This is a genomic window from Pseudarthrobacter enclensis (assembly GCF_001457025.1).
GTDB classification, from domain to species: Bacteria; Actinomycetota; Actinomycetes; order Actinomycetales; family Micrococcaceae; genus Arthrobacter; species Arthrobacter enclensis.
Genome location: NZ_KQ758606.1, coordinates 60,855 through 83,756, shown reverse-complemented (window position 1 = coordinate 83,756; position 22,902 = coordinate 60,855). Strand labels below are relative to the sequence as shown.

Below are 22,902 nucleotides of genomic sequence, written 5' to 3'. Positions count from 1 at the left end.
GTCCTCAGTAGGAGAGGGCGCGGTCCAGCGCCTCCAGGATGCGGTCGATGTCCGGCAGGTAGTCTTCTTCCACCTTGGCCACCGGGTAGGGCATGTGGAACCCGCCGACGCGGATCACCGGGGCTTCGAGGGAATGGAAGGCCCGTTCACTGATGCGGGCTGCGATTTCGCCGCCGATCCCACCAAACGTCGGTGCCTCGTGGGCCACGATCAGCCGGCCGGTTTTCTGCACCGACGCGGTGACGGTATCGAAGTCCAGGGGCGAGATGGAGCGCAGGTCGATGACCTCGACGCTGCGGCCGTCCTCCTCCGCGGCGTTGGCCGCTGCCAGCGCCACAGGCACCAGGGGGCCATAGGCCACGATCGTGGCGTCCGTACCCTCACGCAGCACATGGGCCTTGAACGGGTCCCCGGCCGGGCCGGCAGCCTCCACGTCAACCTCTCCCTTGAGCCAGTAGCGGCGCTTGGGCTCGAAAACGATCACCGGGTCCTTGCACTCCACGGCCTGCCGGATCATCCAGTAGGCGTCGTGGGGGTTGGACGGCGTGATGATGCGCAGGCCCGCCGTGTGGGCGAACAGCGCCTCGGGCGACTCGGAGTGGTGTTCCACGGATCCGATGCCGCCGCCGTAGGGGATGCGCACAACCACCGGCACCGTCAGGTTCCCGTTGCTGCGGGCATGCATCTTGGCAAGCTGGGTGGTGATCTGGTTGAAGCCCGGGAAGACGAAACCGTCGAACTGGATCTCGCAGACCGGGTTGTAGCCGCGCAGGGCCAGGCCGATGGCAGTGCCGATGATGCCGGACTCGGCCAGTGGGGTATCCACCACGCGGTCAGGGCCGAATTCGCCGATCAGCCCGTCGGTGACCCGGTAAACGCCGCCCAGCGCCCCGATGTCCTCACCCATCAGCAGTGACTTCGGGTTGGCTGCGAGCGTGGCGCGCAGGCCCTCGTTGATGGCCTTGGCGATGGTCATGGTGGTCATCAGTGGCCTGCCTTTGCTGCTGCACCGTGCGGCGCGGTCGGTGCGTCGCCGCCGTCGAATCCTGCGGTGTATTCCTCGAACCACGCCAGTTCCTCGGCCACCAGCGGGTGGGCTTCGGCGTAGACGTTAGCGAAGGCGGTGCGGATGTCCGGGTTTTCGAGGTCGTGCGCGGTGCGGCGCACGTAGGCAGCCAGCTCGTCGCCGTCGGCCTTGACCTTGGCGAAGAACGCGTCGTCGGCCAGGCCTTCGGCGCGCAGGTACTTCTCCAGGCGCAGCAGCGGGTCCTTGGCCCGCCAGGCATCCTCCTCCTCCGAGCCGCGGTACTTGGTGGGGTCATCCGCCGTCGTGTGGGCACCCACCCGGTACGTGAAGGCCTCAATGAGGACAGGGCCCTTGCCTTGGCGTGCGTGTTCAAGGGCCCACTCGGTGACGGCGTGGACGGCGATGACGTCATTGCCGTCCACCCGGATGCCCGGGAATCCGTATCCCTTGGCACGGTTGGAGAGCGGCACGCGGGTCTGCACGTTGGTGGGGACCGAGATGGCCCAGTGGTTGTTCTGGCAGAAGAACACCACGGGCGCGTTGTAGGAGGAGGCAAAGACCATGGATTCGTGGACGTCGCCCTCGGAGCTGGCGCCGTCGCCGAAGTAGGCGATGACGGCTGCGTCCGGTTCGCCGGCTGCCGCGCCGGCGGAGAGCTTTTGGTCGCGCTGGATGCCCATGGCATATCCGACGGCGTGCAGCGTCTGGGCTGCAAGGACCAGCGTGTAAAGGTGGAAGTTCGTCTCCTTGGGATCCCAGCCTCCGTTCGAGACGCCGCGGAACTGGCGCAGCAGCTCGGCAAGGTCCACGTTGCGGGTCAGGGCAACGCCGTGCTCGCGGTACGTGGGGAAGATGTAGTCCTGCGGCTGGCTTGCCCGGCCCGAGCCGATCTGGGCGGCCTCCTGTCCCGTGAGCGGAACCCACAGGGCCAGCTGCCCCTGGCGCTGGAGCGCCGTGGCTTCAACGTCGAACCGGCGGATCGAGGCCATGTCGGCGTAGAGCCCGCGCAGGTCCTCCGGGCTCAGCCTGTCCGCGTACCGGCTGTAGACGGGGTCGGCGCCGAGGGTGCCGTCGGGACCCAGCAGCTGCACCATCTGCGCCGGGGGTTGCCCCATGACGGCTTCGGCGTCAGCTTCCCGCTGGTCCTCAACCGCTGTTCCGTCGAACTCGGTGGAAGGCAGATGTGTGCCCATACCGTCTCCTTGCTTCCCGCATGCGGATGCAATGCACTGTCGCTGGGATATATGCCTTGATCGGAATACATTCCCGGAGCGGCATATACATTGGCTTACAGATCCTAACTTTATCTTCAGTAGGTTCGTGCAGGCCTACTTGTTAAGCGCTAGGAACCCCGTGGCGGGTTTGTATAGTCCGCACACAAGGCCAGGAGGCGGGTGTTCGCCTCCTGCTCGCCGATGCTGACCCGGACGCCCTCGCCCGGGAAGGCCCGGACGGACAGCGCCTGGGCTGCCGCCTTCGCGGCAAAGTCGGCGCTGTGGGTGCCAAGGTCAAGCCACACAAAGTTGCCCTGGGCGTCGGGCACGGCCCAGCCGAGCGCCCGCAGGCCAGAGAGGACGCGCGTCCGCTCATCCACGAGGCTTTGTACCCTTTCCACAACCTGGCCGAAGTTCTGCAGCGAAACAATGGCCGCCGTTTCGGCTATTTGCGACACCGCGAACGGGGTGGCGGCCACCCGCAGATGCTGGGTCAGGCCAGGGCCCGCCACGCTGTAGCCCACCCGAAGGCCTGCAAGCCCGTGTGCCTTGGAGAACGTGCGGAGGACCACCACATTGGGGTATTTGCGGTAAAGGGACAGGCCGTCCACAGCATCGGCTGACCTGACGAACTCCTGGTATGCCTCATCGATGACCACCACCACGTGGGATGGTACGGACCCGATAAAGGCCTCGGTCTCCGCCGCGGTGAGCGCAGGACCGGTGGGGTTGTTGGGGGTGCACAGCAGGATGACCTTGGTGCGGGCGCTGACTGCTGCTGCCATGGCGTCGAGGTCGTGGCGTCCGTCGGCCGTCACGGGCACCTGGACACTTTGTGCCCCCGCGAGGCCCACGCTGATGGGGTAGGCCTCGAAGGAACGCCAGGCGTAAATGACCTCGTCGGGCTTGCCGTCCTCGTTTTGGCCAGCGAACGTGGCAAGGATCTGGTTGAGGGCGCCCAGGCTGCCCGCACCCGTGACGATGTCCTCGGCAGGAACCTGGAGGAAACCGGCAAGCGCGGTGCGGAGCCTGGTGCTGAGCGGGTCCGGGTAGCGGTTGAAGTCTGTCTGCCCGGCGATGGCTTCCAGGACGGCCGGCAGCGGCGGGAGGGGGTTCTCATTCGAGGACAGCTTGTAGCTGGCCAGGCCTTCGACGGGGGCAGGCGGCTTCCCGGCGGCGTACCGCGGCAACCGGCCCACCACCGGGCGCGGAAGGATGCCGTCAGCCAGCGTTTCTGATGAGGTCATGGAACCCAGCCTACTTCTCACTGCCGGGGCAGGGAGCGGAAACGGCCTGGCTCATGGCCGGACGGAGGCCGGGGATGAGCCCGGCCTCCGTCCGCCTTTCTGTCTGTTCGGACTAGGCCTGCCGCACCAGGTTCAGCGGTGCGCTGTCCACTGGGGTGCCTGCGAGCTGGGGCGCCCACCCATCGGCCCCGCGCAGGTAGGCCTCCGTCGTGAAGTCGGCTGCCAGGGAAGGAGGCAGTTGCGGCCTGTCCGGGGTAGTTCGGGATCCGGGTCCGTTGTTGTTGAACTCGTGGAAGCGCGCTTCACGCCAGGAGAATCCGCTCATGTCGGTCCAGGGCGAACCCGAGATGTGTGCTCCCAGCCAGGAATCGTGGACCAGCACCTGGGCGATGGCGTCCGGGTCCCCGCCCGGATGCCAGGGGCGGCCCAGGTGGACCGAGGCGGAGGCGGCGTCGGAGACGAAGCGGCACTGCGTGAACAGGTAGCCGTGCTTGATGTCCTTATTGACGCTTCCCGCCGAGACGTAGCCGTTGTTGGTGGCGGAGCCCCGGTCCAGGGAACGGATAGTGCAGCCGGCGAAGACTGTGGTCCCCCTGCCGAAGATGAAGTCCACGTCGCCTTCGATATAGCTGTCCTGGAAGAGGGAACGCGCCTGCACCGCGCGCGCCGGGGAGTCCACCAGCAGCGTGTCCTGGTTGCCCAGGCAACGGACGTTGGTCAGCACGGCACGGTCCCCGGCCAGGAACAGCGCCACGGCCTGGCGGTTCTTCATGTCCTGGTTTGCGGCTTCATCGAAGTCGTTGCTGAACGTCAGGTTCCGCGCCGTGAAGTCCGGTCCGTCAATGCGGACGCTGGCGCTTCCTCCTGTTCCGTAGGGGCCGCTCCCGTCCGGCTTGGGAGTTCCGGAAGCGTTGTTATAGACCAGCACCACGTCTTCCGGAGCCTTCCCGAGGCCGACGAAGGAGATCCGGGGCTTGTTGGCCGGAACCCGGATCAGTCCACGGTAGGTCCCGGGGGCAATCCTGATCTCCGTGCGGCGGCTGCTGTTCGCCGGTGCTGCGTCGACGGCGGCCTGGACGGTGGTGAACTGGCCGCCGTTTCCCACGGTGAGGACCAAGGGCTTGTCCACCGGCCGCTCGGACGGCCAGTAGATGGCCGCCAGCGGATCCAACGTCCCGCCTGGTTCCCGGAACCATCCCGGCGGCGCGGCGGGCTGTGCTTTGAGTCCTGCGACCACGAGTTGCGCCACGGCCAGGGCACCTTGCGCCTGGAAGTGGGTGTTGTCCGTGACGCCATCGGGGTATTGCGGGTACTGGCCCGGCGCCGTGTGCAGGAAGTGGGTGGTGGTTCCTTCCGGACCGAGCTGTTGCCACAGTTCCTTGGAGGATGCGGTGAGGTCCACCAACGGGACTCCCCGTGCCGCGGCCAGTTCCCTGACCGCCTGCGGGTAGGCGCCGTGGGTGTCCTGCGCAACGCCCAGGGGGCTGAAGCGCCGGCGTTCCACGGGGGTGACCAGTACTGCCGTGGCGCGTGCTGCTGAGGCCGCGTCGAGGTATTTTCCCAGGTACTCCTTGAACGTGGTTTGCGGATTGGTGCCGCGAGATGGATCCTCAACTTTCTCGTCGTTGTGTCCGAAGGAGACGAGCAGATAGTCGCCGGGTTGCAGCGCCCCCGCTACCTCGTCCAGCAGCCCGGCGTCGGCGTAGCTCTTCGAGGAAGCGCCGGACCATGCGTAGTCGAACACCTGGGCCTGTGGGCCAAGCAGCAAGGGAAGCGCCTGGCCCCAGCCTGCGCGGGGACGTTCAGAGTGCTGGTAGGCGGAGGACGTCGAGTCCCCCACCACGAAGATCACCGGACGATTCCGGCGCGGAGCCGCTGCGGGCCGGCCTGCGGCCTGTGCGGCCGGGCTTGCTCCAGCCAGCACCGCCGCAGCTGTGAGGGCGCCTGTGGCAGCAGATGCCAGCACAGTCCGCCGGCTTGGCGTAAATCCCCGCATCAGCGCTTCTCCCCTGCCGTGTAAATGGGGCCCACGTTGCCGTCCAGCAGGGCCGGTACAGCCTGGGCGGGGTGCACCTGGGTCCGGAACACCGGCTTCCAGGACGTGTCCTCCGCCAGTTGCTTGTCAGCCGCAGCGGCAGAGTTGTAGGCCTGGCGCAGGTCCACCGCCTTGCCGTTCACGGTGTTTCCGATGGTGGTGATCACCTTTCCCTTGAAGTGGCTGATGGCCGCCGATGCCGGGATGGTGGAAGGAAGAGTGAAGGCATTGGCCTCCGCGTGGATGTGCGACTCCACCCCGGCGCCGAACGTGTATCCGTAGGGAGTCGGGGAATCGGCAGTGGTCAGGAAGTGGTTGTTGTACACGTCCACCTGCCCGTACCTGACCCGTGGGGCGCGCTGGCCGACATTGTCGAAGACATTGTGGTGGATGGTGACGCGCAGTTTGCCCACGTCCCCGCGGTTCGTGGAGTCAGTGGAGCCGATCAGCAGGAGCTTGTCGTGGTCGGAGAACCGGTTGTAGGACATGGTGACCAGGTCGGAACCGTTCGTGACGTCGACGGCCCCGTCGTGCACCTGGTATTTGCGTCCGAAGTAGAGGGGCTGGAGCTTGTCCAGGTTGGGGGCATCGGTGAAGTGGGAGTGGTCCACCCAGACATTCGTTGAGCCGTTAATGATCTGGAGGAGGTCGTATTCGCTGTTCCAGTTGCCTTCAGCACCGTCGGTGGGATCCCAGGCCGGGAAGCAGTCGGCCGAGTCGCGGACAGTGAGGTTCCGGAAAATGACGTTGTTGGCGCGGTTGATCCGCAGGGCGGCACCGGTGATGCTGCTGTCCGGGGAGGCACCCACGATGGTGGTGTTGCCGGGGATGTCCCAGCGGATGACTGCCGCCTGGTTGGCTGCGGCTTTGCTCCGGGCAGTTTCCTGCGCGCCTTCGGGCTCACGGTCCGTGCCGTAGCGGGCGGGGTCATAGTCGTAGAGGTACTGCTGCAGGGAGAACCCGGTACCGGCCGCATAGTCCTCGCAGGTCAGGGCCTTCCCGTCCGCCGTCGTATTTGCCGCGATGTCCCCGTGCACGCGGATGATGCGGGGTTCGGTTCCGGCCACCGCGAGCGCCGCCACCAGTTCCGCCCGGTTGTGGACGTCGAAGACGCGGTCCGCCGTGGCGCCGGCGCCGCCCGTGGTCCCGGCACCGGCCGATGCCCAGCCATCTCCGGTGTGGAGCACCTGGCGTTCAAGCGGCATCCGTACGGTTTGGGCAGTTGCGGATGATTGCGGGGACGGTGGTGTGGCGATGGCCTGGGCCGGCAGGCAGATGGCGGCCGCCGCGGCCATCGCGGCAGCAGCTGCCAAAGGACGTTTGATGCGCATGTGCTCTCTTCCTCCATTGGAATGAACCGCGCTTTCGCTGCCGACGTCTCTGTACGGCATATCAGAAAGCGGTTTCTCTAGTCTGTGAAACCGCTTTCTGATCTGTCAAGGGATATGACTGAAATGTCTTTCGGCGCCGGACACCCAGCACCCTCACCACTGCCGCTGCCGGACGCTCCACTGCAGGGGTGCGCCAGGGCCGGTGTGGAAGCATAGGGCCATGGGTTCCTTTATTCTCCGGGTCATCGTCAACGCGGCCGCGCTCTGGGTGGCCAGCTGGATCCTGCCCGGCATGGACATCTCAAGCACGGCGACCTCCGATGCCGTCGCCAAGACCGGAATTTCCCAGGACACCGAAACCATCGGCATCGTCCTGGCGTACTTGTTCATCGGCCTGATTTTCGGTGTGGTCAATGCCCTGGTCCGGCCGCTGGTGAGTCTACTGGCCCTGCCGATCACCATCCTCACGCTTGGCCTGTTCGCCATTGTCATCAACGCAGCGATGCTGTACCTGACGGCATGGATCAGCGGCTATACGCCGGTGCACCTCACCGTTGACTCTTTCTTCTGGACGGCAATCCTGGCCGCGATCATCATCTCGCTGGTCTCGATGGTGGCCGGCCTGCTGCCTGGCGGCCGCCGCTGACCGCAGGTACCGTACAGTCCTTCCTCATGCGCCCGCGCGGAGCCGCCCCAGGCTGAACCGCCCAGGCCTGCGCGCCGGCACCCGCTGCCGGGCGACCCGATGCGGCCAAGTAGGCAAAGGTTCACCTGACAGGTACCCGGCAGGTGCCTTCCGGGTGCCGTCCGAAAAAAATGCAGTACCTGCCACCCATGCCCCCTGGGGGTGAGGCTCCTAGGCTGCCGACGGGGCCTGTGAAGGGCCCGTCGGGTCAGTTCGACATACGGGGGGCCAAGAATGAAGGCAACGCGGATCCTGGTTGTGGCCTGCCTGCTCATGGGCTGGCTCGCAGGCTGGCTGGCCGGGCCTTCGCAGGCAGACACGCCAGCAGCGCCTGCATCCGGCAACCCGGCGGCCACTGGCTACGACATCTCGTGGCCACAGTGCGGCACCGGACTCCCTGAGTCTCCCGCCTACTCGATAGTTGGCGTAAACGGCGGCCGCCCACACACGGCAAATCCCTGTTTTGCCGAACAACTGGCCTGGGCGGACCGCAGCGCTGAGGCAGCGGCCGGCCTGCCATCCGCTGTCTACGTGAACACGGCCGCCACGGGCCCGGTGGGCTCGGTGTGGTGGCCTGCGGCCAACACGGCCGGCGGCGCGGCCATCGCCAACCCCTATGGGTCGTGTGACGGCAGCGCCTCCCCGGCCTGCGCGTACATCCACGGATACACCATGGCTGCCAATGATGCCGCCATGGTGGCGGACGCCGGCGGCGCGGCACGCCGCATGTACTGGCTGGACGTGGAGACCGGGAACAGCTGGCTGCCCGACAAGGCAGCCAATACCGCAGAACTGGAAGGCATGACCGCATTCCTGCAAAGTGCCGGAGTTGAGGTGGGAATCTACTCCACCGGATACCAGTTCGCCCAGATCGTGGGAGAGGTGGGACCGGCCAGCAATTTGTACCCGCTGAAGAGCTGGCTGGCAGGCGCAGCGTCAGCAACGGCCGCGGAACAGTTGTGCTCCGCGGCGCCGCTCACAGCCGGGGGCGTGGTAGCGCTGACGCAGTTTACCGACGGAATACTGGACTACAACGTCCGGTGCCCTGCCTGGGCTCCGGCGCCCGCACCTGCACCTGCACCCGCCTCGCAGGAAACCACCGCACCCGGGAAGCTGCGCCTCGCCGTCTCCGCAAAGATGTCCGCCGCGCAGATCGCCTGACGCGGCCAGACCGGAGTGCATGTATCCCGGCGCCGGCGGACCGCCGGCCTTGACCGTGTCCTGGCCCGGCGGAACCCTGCACGGCCTCAGCGCCCGCCGAGGTGGCGCTCATGGAAACGTGGATCAGGTGGCTGCAGCGTGGTTGACGGCGCCTTGGCCCGGGACAGCGAGAACCGTGTTGCCCTCGCGATGCCGCCGGCCCCCAGTACGCCGCCCAGTGCAGCTGTGGAATGGACCAGGGACGGATCTTCGCTTGCCGCGACCTTTCGGGCCGCATCCTCGTACCCGGTCAGCCGGTGTCCCGGGCCCAGCCCCTTGTCTCCGCCGGCTTCGGGAGGCGTGTCCGTGAAAACCGTGACCCTGTTGGCCGTTTCCGGATTGGCCGCACCGTCCGCCCCGGGAACCCAGTCGGCCTGGTGTTCCAGATGCAGTGATTCCACGTCCTCGTCCGTGCGGACGCCCGCAACGGGCGAACCTGCGGTCAGGATGTATTTCACGTCGTACTGCTGGAGGACCCGGGCATCAGCAGCAAAATTCATGGCGTGGATGCCGCCCTGGCTGTAACCGGCAACAACAACGGGCGCGCCTGGCTCCGCCCCTGCCTGTTCCAACGCCGCCAGGAGGGCCTCGTCCATGTCCTCCGAGTTGTACAGCATGGCCTCCAGGATCCCGGCCTCATCGAAGGGGTTGTCGCCGCCGGCTTTCCTGCCCTCCGCCTGCGTCCCCGGCAGCACCACCACGTAAGCCTCCCCGCCGCCGTTATCAACCTCCAGGACCTCGATGAAACGGGATCCGCGCGCCTCGGTCTCCCTGATCCGCGCGATGAGCCCGGCAGGGGAAGCATCGAGCTCCACCGCCACGGTTTCCTCCCGTTGAATCCCGATCGGCCGGGGAATGAATCCGGCGACGAGGGCCATCACGCCGTCCCGGATAAACGGCGCCGAGGAGTTCACTGCCTGAACCTGGGGCGCCGAAAGTTGCATCATGGCGATGACGTTCTCCATGACGCGCCGGTCCGGAACTCCCGTGGCCATCATGGTCCCCCAGGAGAAGCCGATTTGGGTCATGGCAGTGATTCCGCGTGACCGGCCGACGTTGGCCCGCCATTCCGCGTCCTGGTAGTCCCGAATACAGGCACGGACCTGGCTGCTGATCCGCTGCAACTCCGCCCTGCCCGCCTGGACCCGCCACTGGCTCTCCCGGACCGCTGCAATGTGGCCCGATGCGGACCATGGCGGCTGCCTGTCCACCCAGCAGAGCTGGTCAAGGACCCGGCCGGTTTCCCGCTCAACAGCCGTCAGCCCTGAGGCTAGGGCCTCGAGTTTTTCCGCACCCGCAGTGAGTTCATCAAGCTGGACGCCGATCCCGCCGATGCCGCCGCGGATGGTCAAATCGCCGTCCCGGGCAGCGCCATACAGCCGGATGCCTTCCTGGCCGGACGGATCAGTCAGTTCCATCAGGATCACCTGTACGCGGCAGCGGCTGCGGCCACACTGTCCTCGGCATGCCTCGCCACCGCGGCCTTCGCCCCTTCCAGGGCGTCAGCTGCGTGCCGCAGGGCTGCCCCTTGGCGGGAAACAGTGTCACGGTAGGCCCGACCGGCGGGGGATTGCCAGTTGAGCAGCTGGATGTCCCGCAAGCCTGCCAGCACCTCCTCGACCTGGACGGCGCAGGACGCAAGCCGCCTGACCAGGGGCAGCAAATCGGCGGCCACATGCTCGGCCGCTCCCGGCAGTCCCTCACCCACCATGTTCCACACACCTGCGCTTTCCCGCCCCCGGCATCCCGGGAGCATTGCCGACCCTGCTGATGGGGTAACGCTACGGAAGCAGGACCGCCGGCCACAGTGCCGCCGTCGTCTATGTGGACAAGTAACGTACGGAGGCCGCTTAAGGGGCCGCAGGAGTTCGTGAAAGAATCAGCACATGCCTGAAACTGCCGCCACAGCTGACACCCGCACGCCCTCAGGACGCCTGGCCCTCGCCGCGTCCCCGGAAAAAATCGCCCTGGGCCCCCTGGACGGCCGTTACCAGCCCGCGGTGGCGCCACTGGTGGACTACCTGTCCGAAGCCGCGCTCAATCGGGACCGCGTGGCCGTCGAAGTTGAGTGGCTCATCCACCTGACCAGCAACAGCGTCCTTCCCGGCGCCGGGCCACTGACCGCTGACCAGCAGGAGCAGCTGCGCGCCATCGTCACCGAATTCGATGCGGCCTCCGTCGCGGAGCTCGCCGAAATCGAGGCCGTCACCGTCCACGACGTCAAGGCAGTGGAGTACTACATCGGCCGCCGCCTGCCAGGCATCGGCATCGAAAACCTGACCGCCATGGTCCACTTCGGCTGCACGTCCGAGGACATCAACAACCTCTCCTACGCACTGGGCGTCAAGGGCGCCGTGGAGGACGTCTGGCTCCCCGCGGCCCGCGCCCTGGTGGCCCAGATCGGCAGGATGGCCGAGGACAACCGCGCGGTGCCCATGCTGTCCCGCACCCACGGCCAGCCGGCCACGCCCACCACGCTGGGCAAGGAACTGGCCGTGATCGCGCACCGCCTCAACCGCCAGCTGGACCGCATCGCCAAGACCGAATACTTGGGCAAGATCAACGGCGCCACCGGCACCTACGCCGCCCATGTGGCGTCCGTTCCCGGCGCGGACTGGCAGCAGGTGTCCAGGTCGTTCGTCGAGGGCCTGGGCCTCACCTGGAACCCCCTGACCACGCAGATCGAAAGCCACGACTGGCAGGCCGAGCTGTACGCCGACGTCGCTCGCTTCAACCGCATCCTGCACAACGTCTGCACGGACATCTGGAGCTACATCTCCATCGGCTACTTCGCGCAGATCCCCGTCGCGGGCGCCACCGGCTCCTCCACGATGCCGCACAAGGTCAACCCCATCCGCTTCGAAAACGCCGAGGCCAACCTGGAGATCTCCTCCGGCCTGCTGGACGTCCTGGGCTCCACCCTGGTGACCTCCCGCTGGCAGCGCGACCTCACGGACTCCTCCAGCCAGCGCAACATCGGCGTGGCATTCGGCCACTCCCTCCTGGCCATCTCCAACGTGGCCAAGGGCCTCGAACGCCTTGACGTGGCCGAGGACGTCCTGGCCGGGGACCTGGACACCAACTGGGAGGTCCTGGGCGAGGCCATCCAGATGGTCATGCGCGCCGAGGCGATCGCCGGCGTCGAAGGCATGGAGAACCCGTACGAGCGGCTCAAGGAGCTCACCCGCGGTCACCGCGTGGATGCTGCCCGGATGCAGGAGTTCGTGCAGGGCCTGGGCCTCTCCCCCGACGCCGAGGCACGGCTGCTCGCCCTGACCCCGGGCACCTACACGGGCATCGCGGACAAGCTGGTGGACCACCTCAAGTAGTCCCTCACCGTCCGCGGAGAGACGTACGACGGCGGCGCCGGGCCCGGGTGGGTCCGGCGCCGTTTGTTGCTCCCCGGCACAGTTTCCCTCCACGGGCCTGCCGCCCGTTCGGCTGCCCCGGCCGATGGGTGCCACACTGGAGGGCATGAAGCTTCTGCTCATCCGCCACGGGGAAACTCCCGGCAACGTCCTTGGCCAGCTGGACACCGCGCACCCGGGGCCGGGGCTGACCGAGCTGGGTGAACGGCAGGCGCACGCTATGGCACGGTCGCTGGCCAACCACCCCATTGAGGCGCTCTTTGCCTCCACCCTGATCCGCACCCAGATCACCGCCGCTCCCCTGGGCAGGCTCCACGGCCTGCAGGCTGCGGTCCTGGACGGTCTTCACGAGATCGAGGCGGGCTCGCTGGAGAAACTCACGGACCACGAGTCGCACAAGCGCTACATGGGGACCGTGATGTCCTGGGCGGCCGGGGACCTGGACGTCCGGATGCCCGCCGGCCCTGACGGGCACGCCTTCTTTGCGCGGTTCGACGCCGCCATCCTGCGAGCCGTGGAGCGGGCCTCCGGAGCGGACGGCACGGTTGCCGTGGTGAGCCACGGAGCGGCCATCCGCACCTGGGCCGGGCTCCGGGCCGAGGGGATCGACCACGAGTTCGCGGCCAGGCATGTTCTGGCCAATACCGGAATCGTGGCGGTGGAGGGAGATCCGGACACCGGCTGGAAACTGATCCATTGGGCCGGGAGCCCCGTGGGCGGGCTGGCGCTGGCCGACCCTGCAGCGGAAGACCCCATGGGCCGGGACGTCAGCCGCCCCTGAGGATCCGCACGCCGTCGGGAGGGCCGCCCTAGGTGGCCAGGAGCCGCTCCCGCCGTTCCCGGGCCGAACGCGCCGGACACGCATCCGGCCTGGCGGCCGGGCCCGGCGGCACCAGGCGGCCGGCCAGGACGGAAGCCTCGGCCGCCGTCGGCCTCTCCCCGCCGTCCATGGCTGTGAGGGCGCGCAGGAAGTTGCCCCAGCGCGGTCCCAGAGACTCGGGGATCTCCGGGCTCCTGAGGGTGCGTGCCACGAGGGACTCGACGGCCGTACCTGGAAACGCCTTGGTGCCGGTGAGCAGTTCAAGCAGGACCAGCCCCATGGCATAGACGTCCCAGGAAGGCCTGGCGACGCCGCCCGCTGCCTGTTCCGGGCTCATGTAGTGGACCGTTCCCGAGGAGATGCCGGGCTCCATGGCGGCGCCCGCCCTGGCGGCGATCCCGAAATCGATGATCCGCACCGGGCTTCGCCGCAGCCCGCTGAGCATCAGGTTGCCCGGCTTGATGTCGCGGTGCACCAGGCCGCGGTCATGCAGGTGGGCGACGGCGCTGAAAAGGCTCCTCGCCCAGACTGCCACCTCGTCCGGCGAGGAGGTACCCGTACGGACCGCCTCTGAGAGGCTTGTCCCCAGCGCCAGTTCCTCGACCAGGTAGGCATGCCCCGAGCGATAAGTGCCGGCCGGCATGGTCCCGTGATCGATGAACCTGACGATGGACGGGTGGCGAAGGGAGGCCAGGACCGTGGCCTCGTCGCGGATCCGCTGGTGCTGTTTGTCCGAATTGTCCGCAGCCACCTTGATGGCCACGTCCGGACCGCCGGACACATCCAGCGCCCTGAAGACTTCCGCCACCGAGCCGCGCCCCAGCCTTTCCTGGAGGACGTAGCGGCCGGCGATCACAGGGGCGCCTGAACCGGTTCGCCAAACGGGTTCCACGCGTCGAGCTGGAAACCGCACTGGCAGCGCCACACGGGCAGCAATTGAACAGGGCCGGGTTCGTCGGGCCCGAAGGTGTACCCCATGACGGCACGGCGCACAGCGGGCGTCACCAATTCCATCGGTGTGCCGCAGTGGACTAGACGCTCTGCTCCCCCTGCAGAGGTTTTCTCGAATGTGATCAACGCGCTCACTACTTCCGTCAGGCAGTAATTCTTCGGTTGATCGTAAGCTTACATATAACTAGCCCATCTAGCTAGTTTGGCTAGCAAGTTTGTTGTGGGCGTCTTCGAGCTCCGCAATGGCTTCGGTCATGCGCCCCAAGAAGGCGACCACGGTGCGGGCTTCCTCGGCACTCAGCGACTCCGCGACGGTCATCATCCGCCGGTGCATGGCGCCGAGGGTTTCCCGGACCTCCGTGTCGGATTCCACCGTAGGTACCACCACCACCGAGCGGCGGTCGGACGGGTGCGCCTCGCGGCGCACGTGCCCGCTGGTCACCAGCCGGTCAATCAGGGACGTCGTGGAGGCGCTGGTGATGCCCAGGAAGTGGCTAAGATCTTTAGGTACCACCGTTTTTCCCGAGGCCTGCGCGCGGAGCAGGTAGCGCAGGGCGAGGATGTCCGTCTCACCCATGCCCATGGAGTCCCGCGTGGAGCGTCGGATGGCAGTTTCGGCCGCCCGGTAGTCCCGCAACGACTTCAACACAGCTGCCGCATAGTCCAACTGACCATCCGGACCGTACCAGTAGCCCGAACCCTCATTGCCTGTAGAAACCATACGTTTATCTTAGACCAGCTGATAACTAGCCTGCCAAGCTAGTTGACCGCAGGCCGGCCGCATGGCGTTATCCGGACCCTTACCCGGCAGAAACACCCGCGTAACCGGGCGCCCCTAGCCTTGATCTGCATCACCCCTTCGGCGAAACGAGGCCAGACATGCAGACCAATCCGCGGCTGAACATCAGGCAGGTAGCCTGGGCGCACCCCGTGGGTGCCGATCTGCGCCGCGCCCAGCAGGCCGAACTTGACGCGCGGTTTGGCACCGCGGACCACGAACCCGGCCCACCGCCGTCGGGCGCCGACTGCGCAGTGTTCCTGGTGGCGTACGACAAGGGGTCGGGCCAGCCGGTGGGCTGCGGCGGATTGCGGATGCTCGATCCCACTACCGCCGAGATCAAGCGGCTTTACGTGGTTCCGTATACCCGCGGCTCGGGTGTGGCGAGTTCCATCCTGGCAGCCCTGGAGGCGGAGGCGTTCAAGCAGGGCATCACGCGGATCAAGGCGGAGGCCGGCTCCGCGCAGGCGGACGGGCGGAACTTCTACCAGAATTCGGGTTTCGAACCCGTGCCCAACTTTGGCCCGTACATCGGCGTGGAACACTCTGCCTGCTATGCCAAGACCATCGATTCCCGCAGCGCGGCCCACACTGCGATGGCCTAGCCGGGTTCCGCGGCGTCACACTGCCTGCGGAAGGACCGGCCTCCGCTAACCTCGGCCTATGGGAACAGCAGACATCACCTTCCGCACCCGCAAATGGGTCCGGCCCGAAGACCTGAACGCCAACGGCACCCTTTTCGGCGGAAGCCTGCTGAAGTGGATTGACGAGGAAGCAGCCATCTACGCCATCCTGCAGCTTGGCAACGGGCGCGCCGTCACCAAGTACATCTCGGAAATCAACTTCGTGAGCTCCGCGGTACAGGGCGACCTGATCGAAATGGGCCTGACCGCCACGAAGTTCGGCCGCACCTCGCTCACCATGCGCGCGGAGGTCCGGAACATGATCACCAGGCAGAGCATCCTGACCATCGAGGAGATCGTGTTCGTGAACCTCAGCGCCACGGGCAAGCCCGAACCCCACGGCTACACCGAGATCACCTATGACCGCGACAGGATCCCCACCCACCACCTGACCGAAACACTGCAGCAGGACTGAGGTTCACCCGGGGTTCACCCCGGAGCCTCCAGACGTTTTTGCGAGCGGACCAGATTAAACAGCCGGGCTGTTTATCGAATCGATAGCTATAGCGGCCCCGCTTTCCGCATGCCCGGCTATAGGCTGTGCGGACATGCTCCGGTTCCAGTGCAGAAATGAGTCCTGATCGTGCGTAAATTACAGTCTTTGGTTGCCGCCGCCGTCGCCGCCACCCTCCTTGCCGGATGCGGAGGAGGCAACCCGTCACCCGGTGAGTCCGGGGCCGCCTCATCCGCTCCGGGCGCAGGATCCGCAGACACCCTGGTGGTCTACACCAACTCCAACGGTGAGGGCCGCGGAGACTGGGTGACGAAGAAGGCCGGCGAGGCCGGATTCAACATCGAAATCGTGGGAGCCGGAGGCGCCGACGCCACCAACAAGCTCATCGCCGAAAAGAACAATCCCATCGCGGACGTCGCGTTCGGACTCAACAACATGTACTTCTCGCAGGTCAAGGCCGAGGACGTGTTGGAACCCTACAAGCCTGCATGGGCCGGGGACGTGGACACCTCGCTGGCAGACGGCGAAACGTACTGGCCGCTGGTCAAGCAGGCCATCCTCCTGGGCTACAACTCGGACAAGTTCTCCAAGGACACCGGCCCCCAGGACTGGACCGACCTGTGGACCAAGGATGAATTCAAGGCCCGCTATGAGCGGGTCACCGGCCTGGGCACCGCCACCGCCCAGCTGGTCTTCGCCGGCATCCTGACCCGCTACCGTGACGACTCGGGGGACCTGGGAATCTCCGACGAAGGCTGGAAGCAGGTGGAGCAGTACTTCCAGAACGGCAGCCCCGCCGTCGCCAAGACCGACCTCTTTGCCCGGATAGCGTCCGGCGAAGTGGACATGGGGCAGATGCCGTCCTCGATCATCGCCGAGCGCGAGAAGTCCTTCAAGGTCAACGTGGACACCGCCACACCGTCGGTTGGCGTCCCGCTGGCGGTGGAGCAGATCGCCCTGGTCAAGGGGACGAAGAAGAAGGAACAGGCCCAGAATTTCATTGACTGGTTCGGCAGCGCCGAAGTCCAGGGCGAGTTCGCCAAGCAGTTCAACTCCATGCCGGTCAACAAGGGTGCGCAGGCCCAGGCCAACCCCGAGGTGGTGGACTTCTTCGCCGACCTCAAGCAGCAGGACATCGATTGGGACTTTGTCCAGGAAAACATGGGCGCCTGGGTGGAGAAGATCGAACTCGAGTACATGACGTAGCACCGGTCCCGCCGCCCGGTCCGCCACTCCGAGAAGCCACCAGACAGGTTTGCCATGATCCGCTTGGACAGCATCAAAGTTTCCTTCGGCAGCTTCACTGCCATTCCGCAGTTGGATCTCCACGTCCGGCCGGGTGAATTCTTCACCCTGCTGGGACCGTCCGGCTGCGGAAAGACGACGGCGCTGCGCACCCTGGCGGGGTTCATCCAGCCTGCTGCCGGAACGGTGACAGTGGACGGGAAGGACGTGACCCGGCTTCCGAGCGACAAACGGCAGGTGGGCATGGTCTTCCAGAACTACGCCCTGTTTCCCAGCATGAGCGTGTGGGAGAACATCGCCTTCGGCCTGCGCGTCCGGAAGGAGAAGGGCGCCGACAGTGACCGGATGGTCCGGGACATCGCCCGCCGGGTGGAGCTCAGCGACGAACAGTTGGCCAAGAACGTCGCTGAGCTCTCCGGCGGCCAGCAACAGCGGGTGGCTGTTGCCAGGGCGCTGGTCCTCCGGCCCAAGATCCTGCTGCTGGACGAACCCCTGTCCAACCTGGACGCCAAGCTCCGGCACCAGCTCCGGCAGCAGCTCAAGGACCTGCAGAGCGAATTCGGCATCACCACCGTGTACGTCACCCACGACCAGGATGAAGCCCTGGCCATGAGCGACCGCGTGGCCGTGTTCAACAAGGGCGTGGTGGAGCAAGTGGGAACCCCGCAGGAGATCTACGATCACGCCGCCACGGAGTTCGTCTGCAACTTCATCGGCGACAGTTCGTCCCTGACCCCGGAATTCGTCGCCGAGGTGAACCGGCTCTCCGGCGCCGGCCTCAGCACGGAAGCCCGCTCCTACCTGCGGGTGGAAAAAGCGTCCCTGGACGCCCCCGCGAACGGGGGTGCCGCCGTCGGCCTTGCCGGAACCGTTATGTCCCGCACGTACCACGGCCTCCACAGCCGGTATGTGGTGCGGAGCCATGGCGCGGACATCCGACTCCTGGTCCGGGAAGATGGCGGGGCCCACCCCGAACCGGGAACCGAAACCACCGTCCACGTGCGGCCGGAACACATCCTCCAGTACCACCCGGAAACCGGGAATGCCCTGCGGGCCCAGGACACGGCGGCGGCCCTGCCATGAGCGGCTCCTCACCGGTCCGGTCGATGGCCAGGTCCCCCTTTGTGCTGGTGGTGGGGGTGGTGCTCACCTGGTTCATCGCCGCGTTCCTGGTGTGGCCGAACATCCACGTCCTGATGGCCACCTTCTTCCCGGACGGCAGCTTTTCGGGGCGGGCCGCCGAGAAGCTGTTCTCCTCGCAGCGGGCCATGAAGGCGCTGGGCAACAGCTTCCTGCTGGCCGTTGCGCTGTCCATCACCGTCAACGTGGTGGGCATCTTCATTGTCCTGGTCACCCACTATTTCCGGATCCGGGGATCGCGGATCCTGTTCCTGGGGTACGCCACCACCTTCATCTACGGCGGCATTGTGCTGGCGGCGGGCTACAAGTTCATCTACGGGGACAAGGGAATCGTCACCTCACTGCTGCTGCAGGTGTTCCCGGGCATGGACCCGGCCTGGTTCTCCGGATTTTTCGCGGTCCTGCTGGTGATGACCTTTGCCACCACCACCAACCACATGCTGTTTGTGGCCAACGCGTTGAAGGGCGTGGACTACCAGACCATTGAGGCGGCGAAGAACCTGGGTGCCTCCACCTGGACCATTCTGCGGCGCATCGTGCTGCCCATGCTCAAACCCACCCTGTTTGCGGTGACCATCCTCTCCTTCCTGACCGGCCTGGGTGCCCTCAGCGCACCCCAGGTGCTGGGCGGACGGGACTTCCAGACCATTACGCCCATGATCCTGACGTTCACCAACAGCCCCACGTCCCGGGACCTGGCCGCGCTGCTGGCCGTGATCCTCGGCGTGGCCACCATGCTGATGCTGGCGGTGATGTCCCGGCTGGAGCGGGGCGGCACCTATTTCTCCGTCTCCAAAGTGTCCTCCGAGCTGCAGAAGCAGGACATCCGCAATCCGGTGGCCAACATCGCGGTCCATGCCGTGGCCTACCTGCTCTTTGCGGTGTACACGCTTCCCGTGGTCCTCATTGTGCTGTACTCGTTCGCGGACGGAGCGGCGATCCAGACCGGGCAGCTCACCTGGGGAAGCCTCACGCTGGACAACTACGTGCGGGTGCTGACGCAGCCTGCCGGGCTGCGTCCGTTCGTTGTCAGCGTCGCCTACAGCGCCCTGGCCGCGCTGATCGCCGTCGGCGGGCTGCTCTTCGTGGCCCGCCTGCTGCAGAAATACCGGAACTGGGTGGCCTCGCTCTTCGAATACCTGCTGCACATTCCATGGATCCTGCCCTCGGCCCTGCTCGCCCTGGGCCTGATCATCAGTTACGACCACCCCAACCCGATGGTGGGCGGGGCGGTCCTCACCGGAACCACGGTGATCCTGCTGATCGCGTTTGTCACTGTGAAGATTCCGTTCACGCTGAGGATGCTGAAGGCTTCCTTCGCCGCAGTGAATTCCTCGCTGGAGGAAGCAGCCGCGATGATGGGCGCCAGGACCCTCTACGTTTTCCGCCGGATCCTGCTGCCGCTGGTGCTGCCGGCGGCGGCAGCCATCACTGCCCTGAACTTCAACAGCCTGCTGGATGATTACGACACCGCCATCTTCCTGGCTCACCCGTTGTTCCAGCCGCTGGGCCTGGTCATCAAGGCCAACACGGACGGCGCGGAAGGAACGGACGGGGTGGCCAACACCTTCGTCTACACCGTGCTGTTAATGGTGATCACCGGCGTCACGATGTACCTGGTGTACGGCCGGTCCCGGCGCAGCGGCAACCGGAAGCGCCTCCCCGCGGCTCCCGCAGCAGGCGGTGCCTCCGCCGCCGGGGTCCTCGCCGAGAGTTCCGCACCGGCCGGCAGTTCCGGGTCAGCGGCGGAGGAGGGGGTTCTGCCCGGACCCGCGCGCCGGCCCTGAGGCCGGTGGTCAGGCGGCGGTACCGCGGACGACGGCGGTACCCGGCTTCCGGCGTCGGGCCAGGCCGAGCAGCCGGTCCCGTAAGGGCTGGGCACCTTCCGCGAGGGCAATGCGCCCCATCGCCGCCGATGCCACGCCCAGGGCCTGGGTCCTCAGCCGCCGCTGCCGGTCGTAGGCACGGAGCGCCTCGGCTTCGGGCAGCGTGTTGAGAAGGTCCGCGAGGGTGACGGCGTCCACCAGGGATTCGCAGGCGCCGCGGCCCAGTGTGGGCATCATGGCGTGTGCGGCATCCCCGATGAGCACCGTGCGCCCGTGGACGTAGGAGCCCAGCCGCGGGACAGTCCACAGGCGCTGCACCAGGCAGTCCCCGGGGCTTGCGGCGGCGAGCGTCCGGCGGATGGCGGGCGCGTGGCCGGAATAGCGTGCCCGGGCCTCCTCCAGGGCCGCCGCGGGGTCGATGCCGTAGGGGCCGGCCGCAGACCGGTAGCTGGCGTACCAGAACGAGCCGCCGCGGGCAGCCGCCATGCCGAACAGGTCGCCGCGGCCCCAGTACTCGCCAACCTCGTCCGGGCCGACAGGAGTGGGCAGGGTGCCCCGCAACGCAAGGTAGGGGGAGAGCCTGGCGCCGGTGCCCGGCCCCCACCCCTCCCGGCGGACCGTGCTGTGAACGCCGTCGGCACCCACCACCAGGCTTCCGTCCGCGGGCGGTGCCTGTACATTGCCGGTGCTGCGACGGACGGTTCCGGGCACCGCCGCGTCCAGCAGGCGCAGCAGGTCCACGCGCGAGATGCCGAACATGTCGCCTGCGTCGACCGTGATCCAGGGCTTACCCTGGGCGTCCCGGACCGACCCGCTGCCGAGCACGGGGCTGACGGCCCTGGCCTCGCCGAGGATCCCCAGCCGGTCCAGTGCGCGCTGGGCGTTGGGCCACATGCCCAGGGCGTTGCCCACGGCCGGAAGTTCAGGCCTCTTCTCGTACACCGTGACCTGGAATTTGTCCGGGTCCAGGCATGCCGCCAGTGCCAGCCCTGCGATTCCGCCGCCGATGACCGAAATTCCGTTCATGCAGCAAAGCTACTACTTTTGTAGTGATACCGGAAGGGGTGACGTCCCCCTGTCACTAGACTGGGGCCATGCCTGACCGCCGGACCCAACTCCTCGACGCAGCCCTGGCCGTGGTGGCGGAGAAGGGAATGAAGGGACTGACCCACCGCGCCGTGGACGCCACCGCGGAGGTCGCCGAAGGGACCACCTCCAACTACTACCGCAGCCGCTCCGCCCTGGTCGATGCGGTCCTGGAGCGGCTGCTGGACCTGGATGCGGAACTGCTGCGCCAGCGCGGACCGGCAGGCCCGCCGCGGGACATCGATGAACTGGCCGGCCGGCTGGCGTCCACCGTAGTGGCACTGGCCGGGCAGCACGCCGGCATCAACCGGGCCCGGATGGCCTTCTCGCTGGACCGCCCGGAGGCGGTCACCGCCGGTCACCGCCTCCTCGTGGGCAACCTGGAACAGGCCCTGGCGGCCCTCGGCGTCCCGGACCCTGCAGCCCGGGCACGGGACGTGGCCGACTACGGCGACGGCCTGCTGCTGCACCTGCTCACGGTGCGGCGCGACGAGGCCCCGGACGTGGAAGCCGTTGCCGCAACCATCAGGCGGCTCCTGGCCCCCTGAACCCGGCCGCCCGCCGTCGTACTTTCCCTGGCGTGTCCGGCGTCAGGCGCGGCCCGGCCACCCGGTGTAGGCCTCGGCCAGGTAGGCCATGCCGTGGCGTGAGGACACCACGGAATTCAGTTCGCCCAACTGGCGGGCGCGGGAAAAGTCATCGGCGTCGGCGGGCGTGTGCAGCATGGTGGTCATCCAATAGGAGAACTGCTGGGCCTTCCACACCCGGTCCAGGGCGCGGTCGCTGTAGGTTTCCAGCAGCCGGTCCGAGCCGGAGTTGTAGTGGCTGTCCAGCCCCTCGAAGAGGACCTTGACGTCGTGGATGGCCAGGTTCAGGCCCTTGGCGCCGGTAGGCGGGACGGTGTGGGCGGCATCGCCGGCCAGGAACAGGTTGCCGTACCGCATGGGCGTGTGGACGAAGCTGCGGAACGGCAGGACCATCTTCTCGATGACCGGGCCCTCCTTGAGTTCGAAGCCGTTGCCGTTGACCCGGCCGCGGAACTCGGCCCAGATCCGGTCATCGTCCCACTCGGCGACGTTCTCCTTGGGGTCGCACTGGAAGTACATGCGCTGGACGGTCTCGGTGCGCTGGCTGATCAGGGCGAAGCCGTTGGCCGAGTTGGCGTAGATCAGTTCGTCCGAGCTGCGCGGTGCCTCGGCCAGGATGCCGAACCAGGCGAACGGGTATTCATGGAAGTACCACTTGCGGTGGGCTTCGGGGATCTGGAACCGGCAGTGGCTGCGGGAGCCGTCCGCCCCGACCAGGAAGTCGGCCTGGATCTCGAAGTCGGTGCCGTCGGCGTCCGTGAACCAAACCTTGGGCTTGCCCTCGAGGTCGTGGACGCTGGTGTCAGTGACGCTGTAGCGGACGTCGCCGGCGTCGGCCTTCCTGCGGGCGGCGAGGTCCGTGAAGACGTCCGTCTGCGGGTAGAGCCACACGGATTCGCCCACCAGGTCCTTGAAGTCGACGCGGTGGCTCTCGCCGTTGAACCGCAGCTCGATGCCGTCGTGCCGGTCGCCGTGGGTCAGCACCCGGTCCGATACCCCGCTGTCCACCAGCAGGTTCACAGTTCCGTGCTCCAGGATGCCGGCACGGACGGTGCGGCTGATCTCGTCGTGGCTTCTGACTTCGATCACGGTGGACTCGATGCCGGCCTTGGCCAGAAGGTGGGAGAGCATGAGCCCGGCGGGGCCTGCGCCCATGATGGCTACCTGCGTGGTGATGGTGGTGCGTGCCATGATTGTCTCGCTTCGTTGCGGGCCCGGCGGGCCG

The 22,902-nt window shown here is 66.9% G+C and carries 21 protein-coding genes; 10 read left to right on the top strand and 11 right to left on the bottom strand.

Annotated features, from left to right (window positions below; genetic code table 11):
- Positions 1 to 4: 4 nt before the first annotated feature.
- From AS031_RS16780 to AS031_RS16760, 5 genes are all read right to left on the bottom strand, one after another.
- A complete protein-coding gene (locus tag AS031_RS16780) occupies positions 5 to 985 on the bottom strand; it encodes an alpha-ketoacid dehydrogenase subunit beta (protein WP_058269300.1) in 981 nt (326 codons plus the stop codon).
- A complete protein-coding gene (pdhA, locus tag AS031_RS16775; RefSeq protein ID WP_058269299.1) occupies positions 985 to 2,220 on the bottom strand; it encodes a pyruvate dehydrogenase (acetyl-transferring) E1 component subunit alpha in 1,236 nt (411 codons plus the stop codon). The genes AS031_RS16780 and pdhA overlap by 1 nt, the downstream gene beginning before the upstream one ends.
- A 149-nt stretch (positions 2,221 to 2,369) precedes the next feature.
- Positions 2,370 to 3,488, bottom strand: coding sequence for a histidinol-phosphate transaminase (locus AS031_RS16770; protein WP_082642035.1), 1,119 nt, complete (start codon positions 3,486 to 3,488; stop codon positions 2,370 to 2,372).
- A 112-nt stretch (positions 3,489 to 3,600) separates the two neighbouring features.
- Positions 3,601 to 5,454 (bottom strand): pectinesterase family protein, encoded by a 1,854-nt coding sequence (locus AS031_RS16765; RefSeq protein ID WP_228379660.1) that lies wholly within the window; start codon positions 5,452 to 5,454, stop codon positions 3,601 to 3,603.
- Between the two features lie 29 nt (positions 5,455 to 5,483).
- Positions 5,484 to 6,854: a pectate lyase family protein gene (locus AS031_RS16760; protein WP_058269296.1), complete on the bottom strand. Its 1,371-nt coding sequence runs from the start codon at positions 6,852 to 6,854 to the stop codon at positions 5,484 to 5,486.
- 220 nt (positions 6,855 to 7,074) lie between these two features.
- Between AS031_RS16760 and AS031_RS16755 the strand changes: the two genes are divergently transcribed.
- Together AS031_RS16755 and AS031_RS16750 are read left to right on the top strand one after the other, a co-directional pair.
- Positions 7,075 to 7,500, top strand: coding sequence for a phage holin family protein (locus AS031_RS16755; RefSeq protein WP_058269295.1), 426 nt, complete (start codon positions 7,075 to 7,077; stop codon positions 7,498 to 7,500).
- A 273-nt stretch (positions 7,501 to 7,773) separates the two neighbouring features.
- The gene (locus AS031_RS16750) at positions 7,774 to 8,700 is read left to right on the top strand and encodes a glycoside hydrolase family 25 domain-containing protein (protein ID WP_058269294.1); all 927 of its coding nucleotides are present in this window, start codon (positions 7,774 to 7,776) and stop codon (positions 8,698 to 8,700) included.
- A gap of 86 nt (positions 8,701 to 8,786) precedes the next feature.
- Here AS031_RS16750 and AS031_RS16745 read toward each other — a convergent pair whose 3' ends face one another.
- Positions 8,787 to 10,157: a hypothetical protein gene (locus AS031_RS16745; protein ID WP_058269393.1), complete on the bottom strand. Its 1,371-nt coding sequence runs from the start codon at positions 10,155 to 10,157 to the stop codon at positions 8,787 to 8,789.
- Positions 10,158 to 10,162: 5 nt separating this feature from the next.
- Positions 10,163 to 10,450, bottom strand: coding sequence for a putative T7SS-secreted protein (locus AS031_RS16740; RefSeq protein WP_058269293.1), 288 nt, complete (start codon positions 10,448 to 10,450; stop codon positions 10,163 to 10,165).
- Positions 10,451 to 10,625: 175 nt separating this feature from the next.
- Between AS031_RS16740 and purB the strand changes: the two genes are divergently transcribed.
- Positions 10,626 to 12,068, top strand: coding sequence for an adenylosuccinate lyase (gene purB, locus AS031_RS16735; RefSeq protein ID WP_058269292.1), 1,443 nt, complete (start codon positions 10,626 to 10,628; stop codon positions 12,066 to 12,068).
- Between the two features lie 145 nt (positions 12,069 to 12,213).
- A complete protein-coding gene (locus AS031_RS16730; RefSeq protein ID WP_058269291.1) occupies positions 12,214 to 12,888 on the top strand; it encodes a histidine phosphatase family protein in 675 nt (224 codons plus the stop codon).
- Between the two features lie 28 nt (positions 12,889 to 12,916).
- Here AS031_RS16730 and AS031_RS16725 read toward each other — a convergent pair whose 3' ends face one another.
- Entirely contained in the window at positions 12,917 to 13,783 is an 867-nt protein-coding gene (locus tag AS031_RS16725) for a serine/threonine-protein kinase (RefSeq protein WP_082642034.1), read from the bottom strand.
- 288 nt (positions 13,784 to 14,071) lie between these two features.
- Complete coding sequence (locus tag AS031_RS16715; protein WP_058269289.1) at positions 14,072 to 14,599, bottom strand: MarR family winged helix-turn-helix transcriptional regulator; 528 nt, start codon at positions 14,597 to 14,599, stop codon at positions 14,072 to 14,074.
- A gap of 158 nt (positions 14,600 to 14,757) precedes the next feature.
- On the opposite strand from AS031_RS16715, the gene AS031_RS16710 reads away from it, so the two are divergent.
- From AS031_RS16710 to AS031_RS16690, 5 genes are all read left to right on the top strand, one after another.
- On the top strand, positions 14,758 to 15,261 hold the full coding sequence (locus AS031_RS16710) for a GNAT family N-acetyltransferase (RefSeq protein ID WP_058269288.1): 504 nt from the start codon (positions 14,758 to 14,760) through the stop codon (positions 15,259 to 15,261).
- Positions 15,262 to 15,319: 58 nt separating this feature from the next.
- Positions 15,320 to 15,754, top strand: coding sequence for an acyl-CoA thioesterase (locus tag AS031_RS16705; RefSeq protein WP_074447007.1), 435 nt, complete (start codon positions 15,320 to 15,322; stop codon positions 15,752 to 15,754).
- Between the two features lie 168 nt (positions 15,755 to 15,922).
- Entirely contained in the window at positions 15,923 to 16,999 is a 1,077-nt protein-coding gene (locus AS031_RS16700) for an extracellular solute-binding protein (RefSeq protein ID WP_058269287.1), read from the top strand.
- Positions 17,000 to 17,053: 54 nt separating this feature from the next.
- Positions 17,054 to 18,121, top strand: coding sequence for an ABC transporter ATP-binding protein (locus tag AS031_RS16695; protein ID WP_058269286.1), 1,068 nt, complete (start codon positions 17,054 to 17,056; stop codon positions 18,119 to 18,121).
- On the top strand, positions 18,118 to 19,965 hold the full coding sequence (locus AS031_RS16690; protein WP_058269285.1) for an ABC transporter permease: 1,848 nt from the start codon (positions 18,118 to 18,120) through the stop codon (positions 19,963 to 19,965). The genes AS031_RS16695 and AS031_RS16690 overlap by 4 nt, the downstream gene beginning before the upstream one ends.
- A 9-nt stretch (positions 19,966 to 19,974) precedes the next feature.
- On the opposite strand, the gene AS031_RS16685 is transcribed toward AS031_RS16690, so the two are convergent.
- Positions 19,975 to 21,030, bottom strand: a complete 1,056-nt coding sequence (locus AS031_RS16685; RefSeq protein ID WP_058269284.1) for an FAD-dependent monooxygenase — start codon at positions 21,028 to 21,030, stop codon at positions 19,975 to 19,977.
- Positions 21,031 to 21,098: 68 nt separating this feature from the next.
- Here AS031_RS16685 and AS031_RS16680 point away from each other — a divergent pair, with 68 nt between their 5' ends.
- Complete coding sequence (locus AS031_RS16680; RefSeq protein WP_058269283.1) at positions 21,099 to 21,638, top strand: TetR/AcrR family transcriptional regulator; 540 nt, start codon at positions 21,099 to 21,101, stop codon at positions 21,636 to 21,638.
- Positions 21,639 to 21,680: 42 nt separating this feature from the next.
- Here the strand turns inward: AS031_RS16680 and AS031_RS16675 are convergent, their stop codons facing one another.
- On the bottom strand, positions 21,681 to 22,868 hold the full coding sequence (locus tag AS031_RS16675) for a 4-hydroxybenzoate 3-monooxygenase (protein WP_058269282.1): 1,188 nt from the start codon (positions 22,866 to 22,868) through the stop codon (positions 21,681 to 21,683).
- Positions 22,869 to 22,902 lie beyond the last annotated feature (34 nt).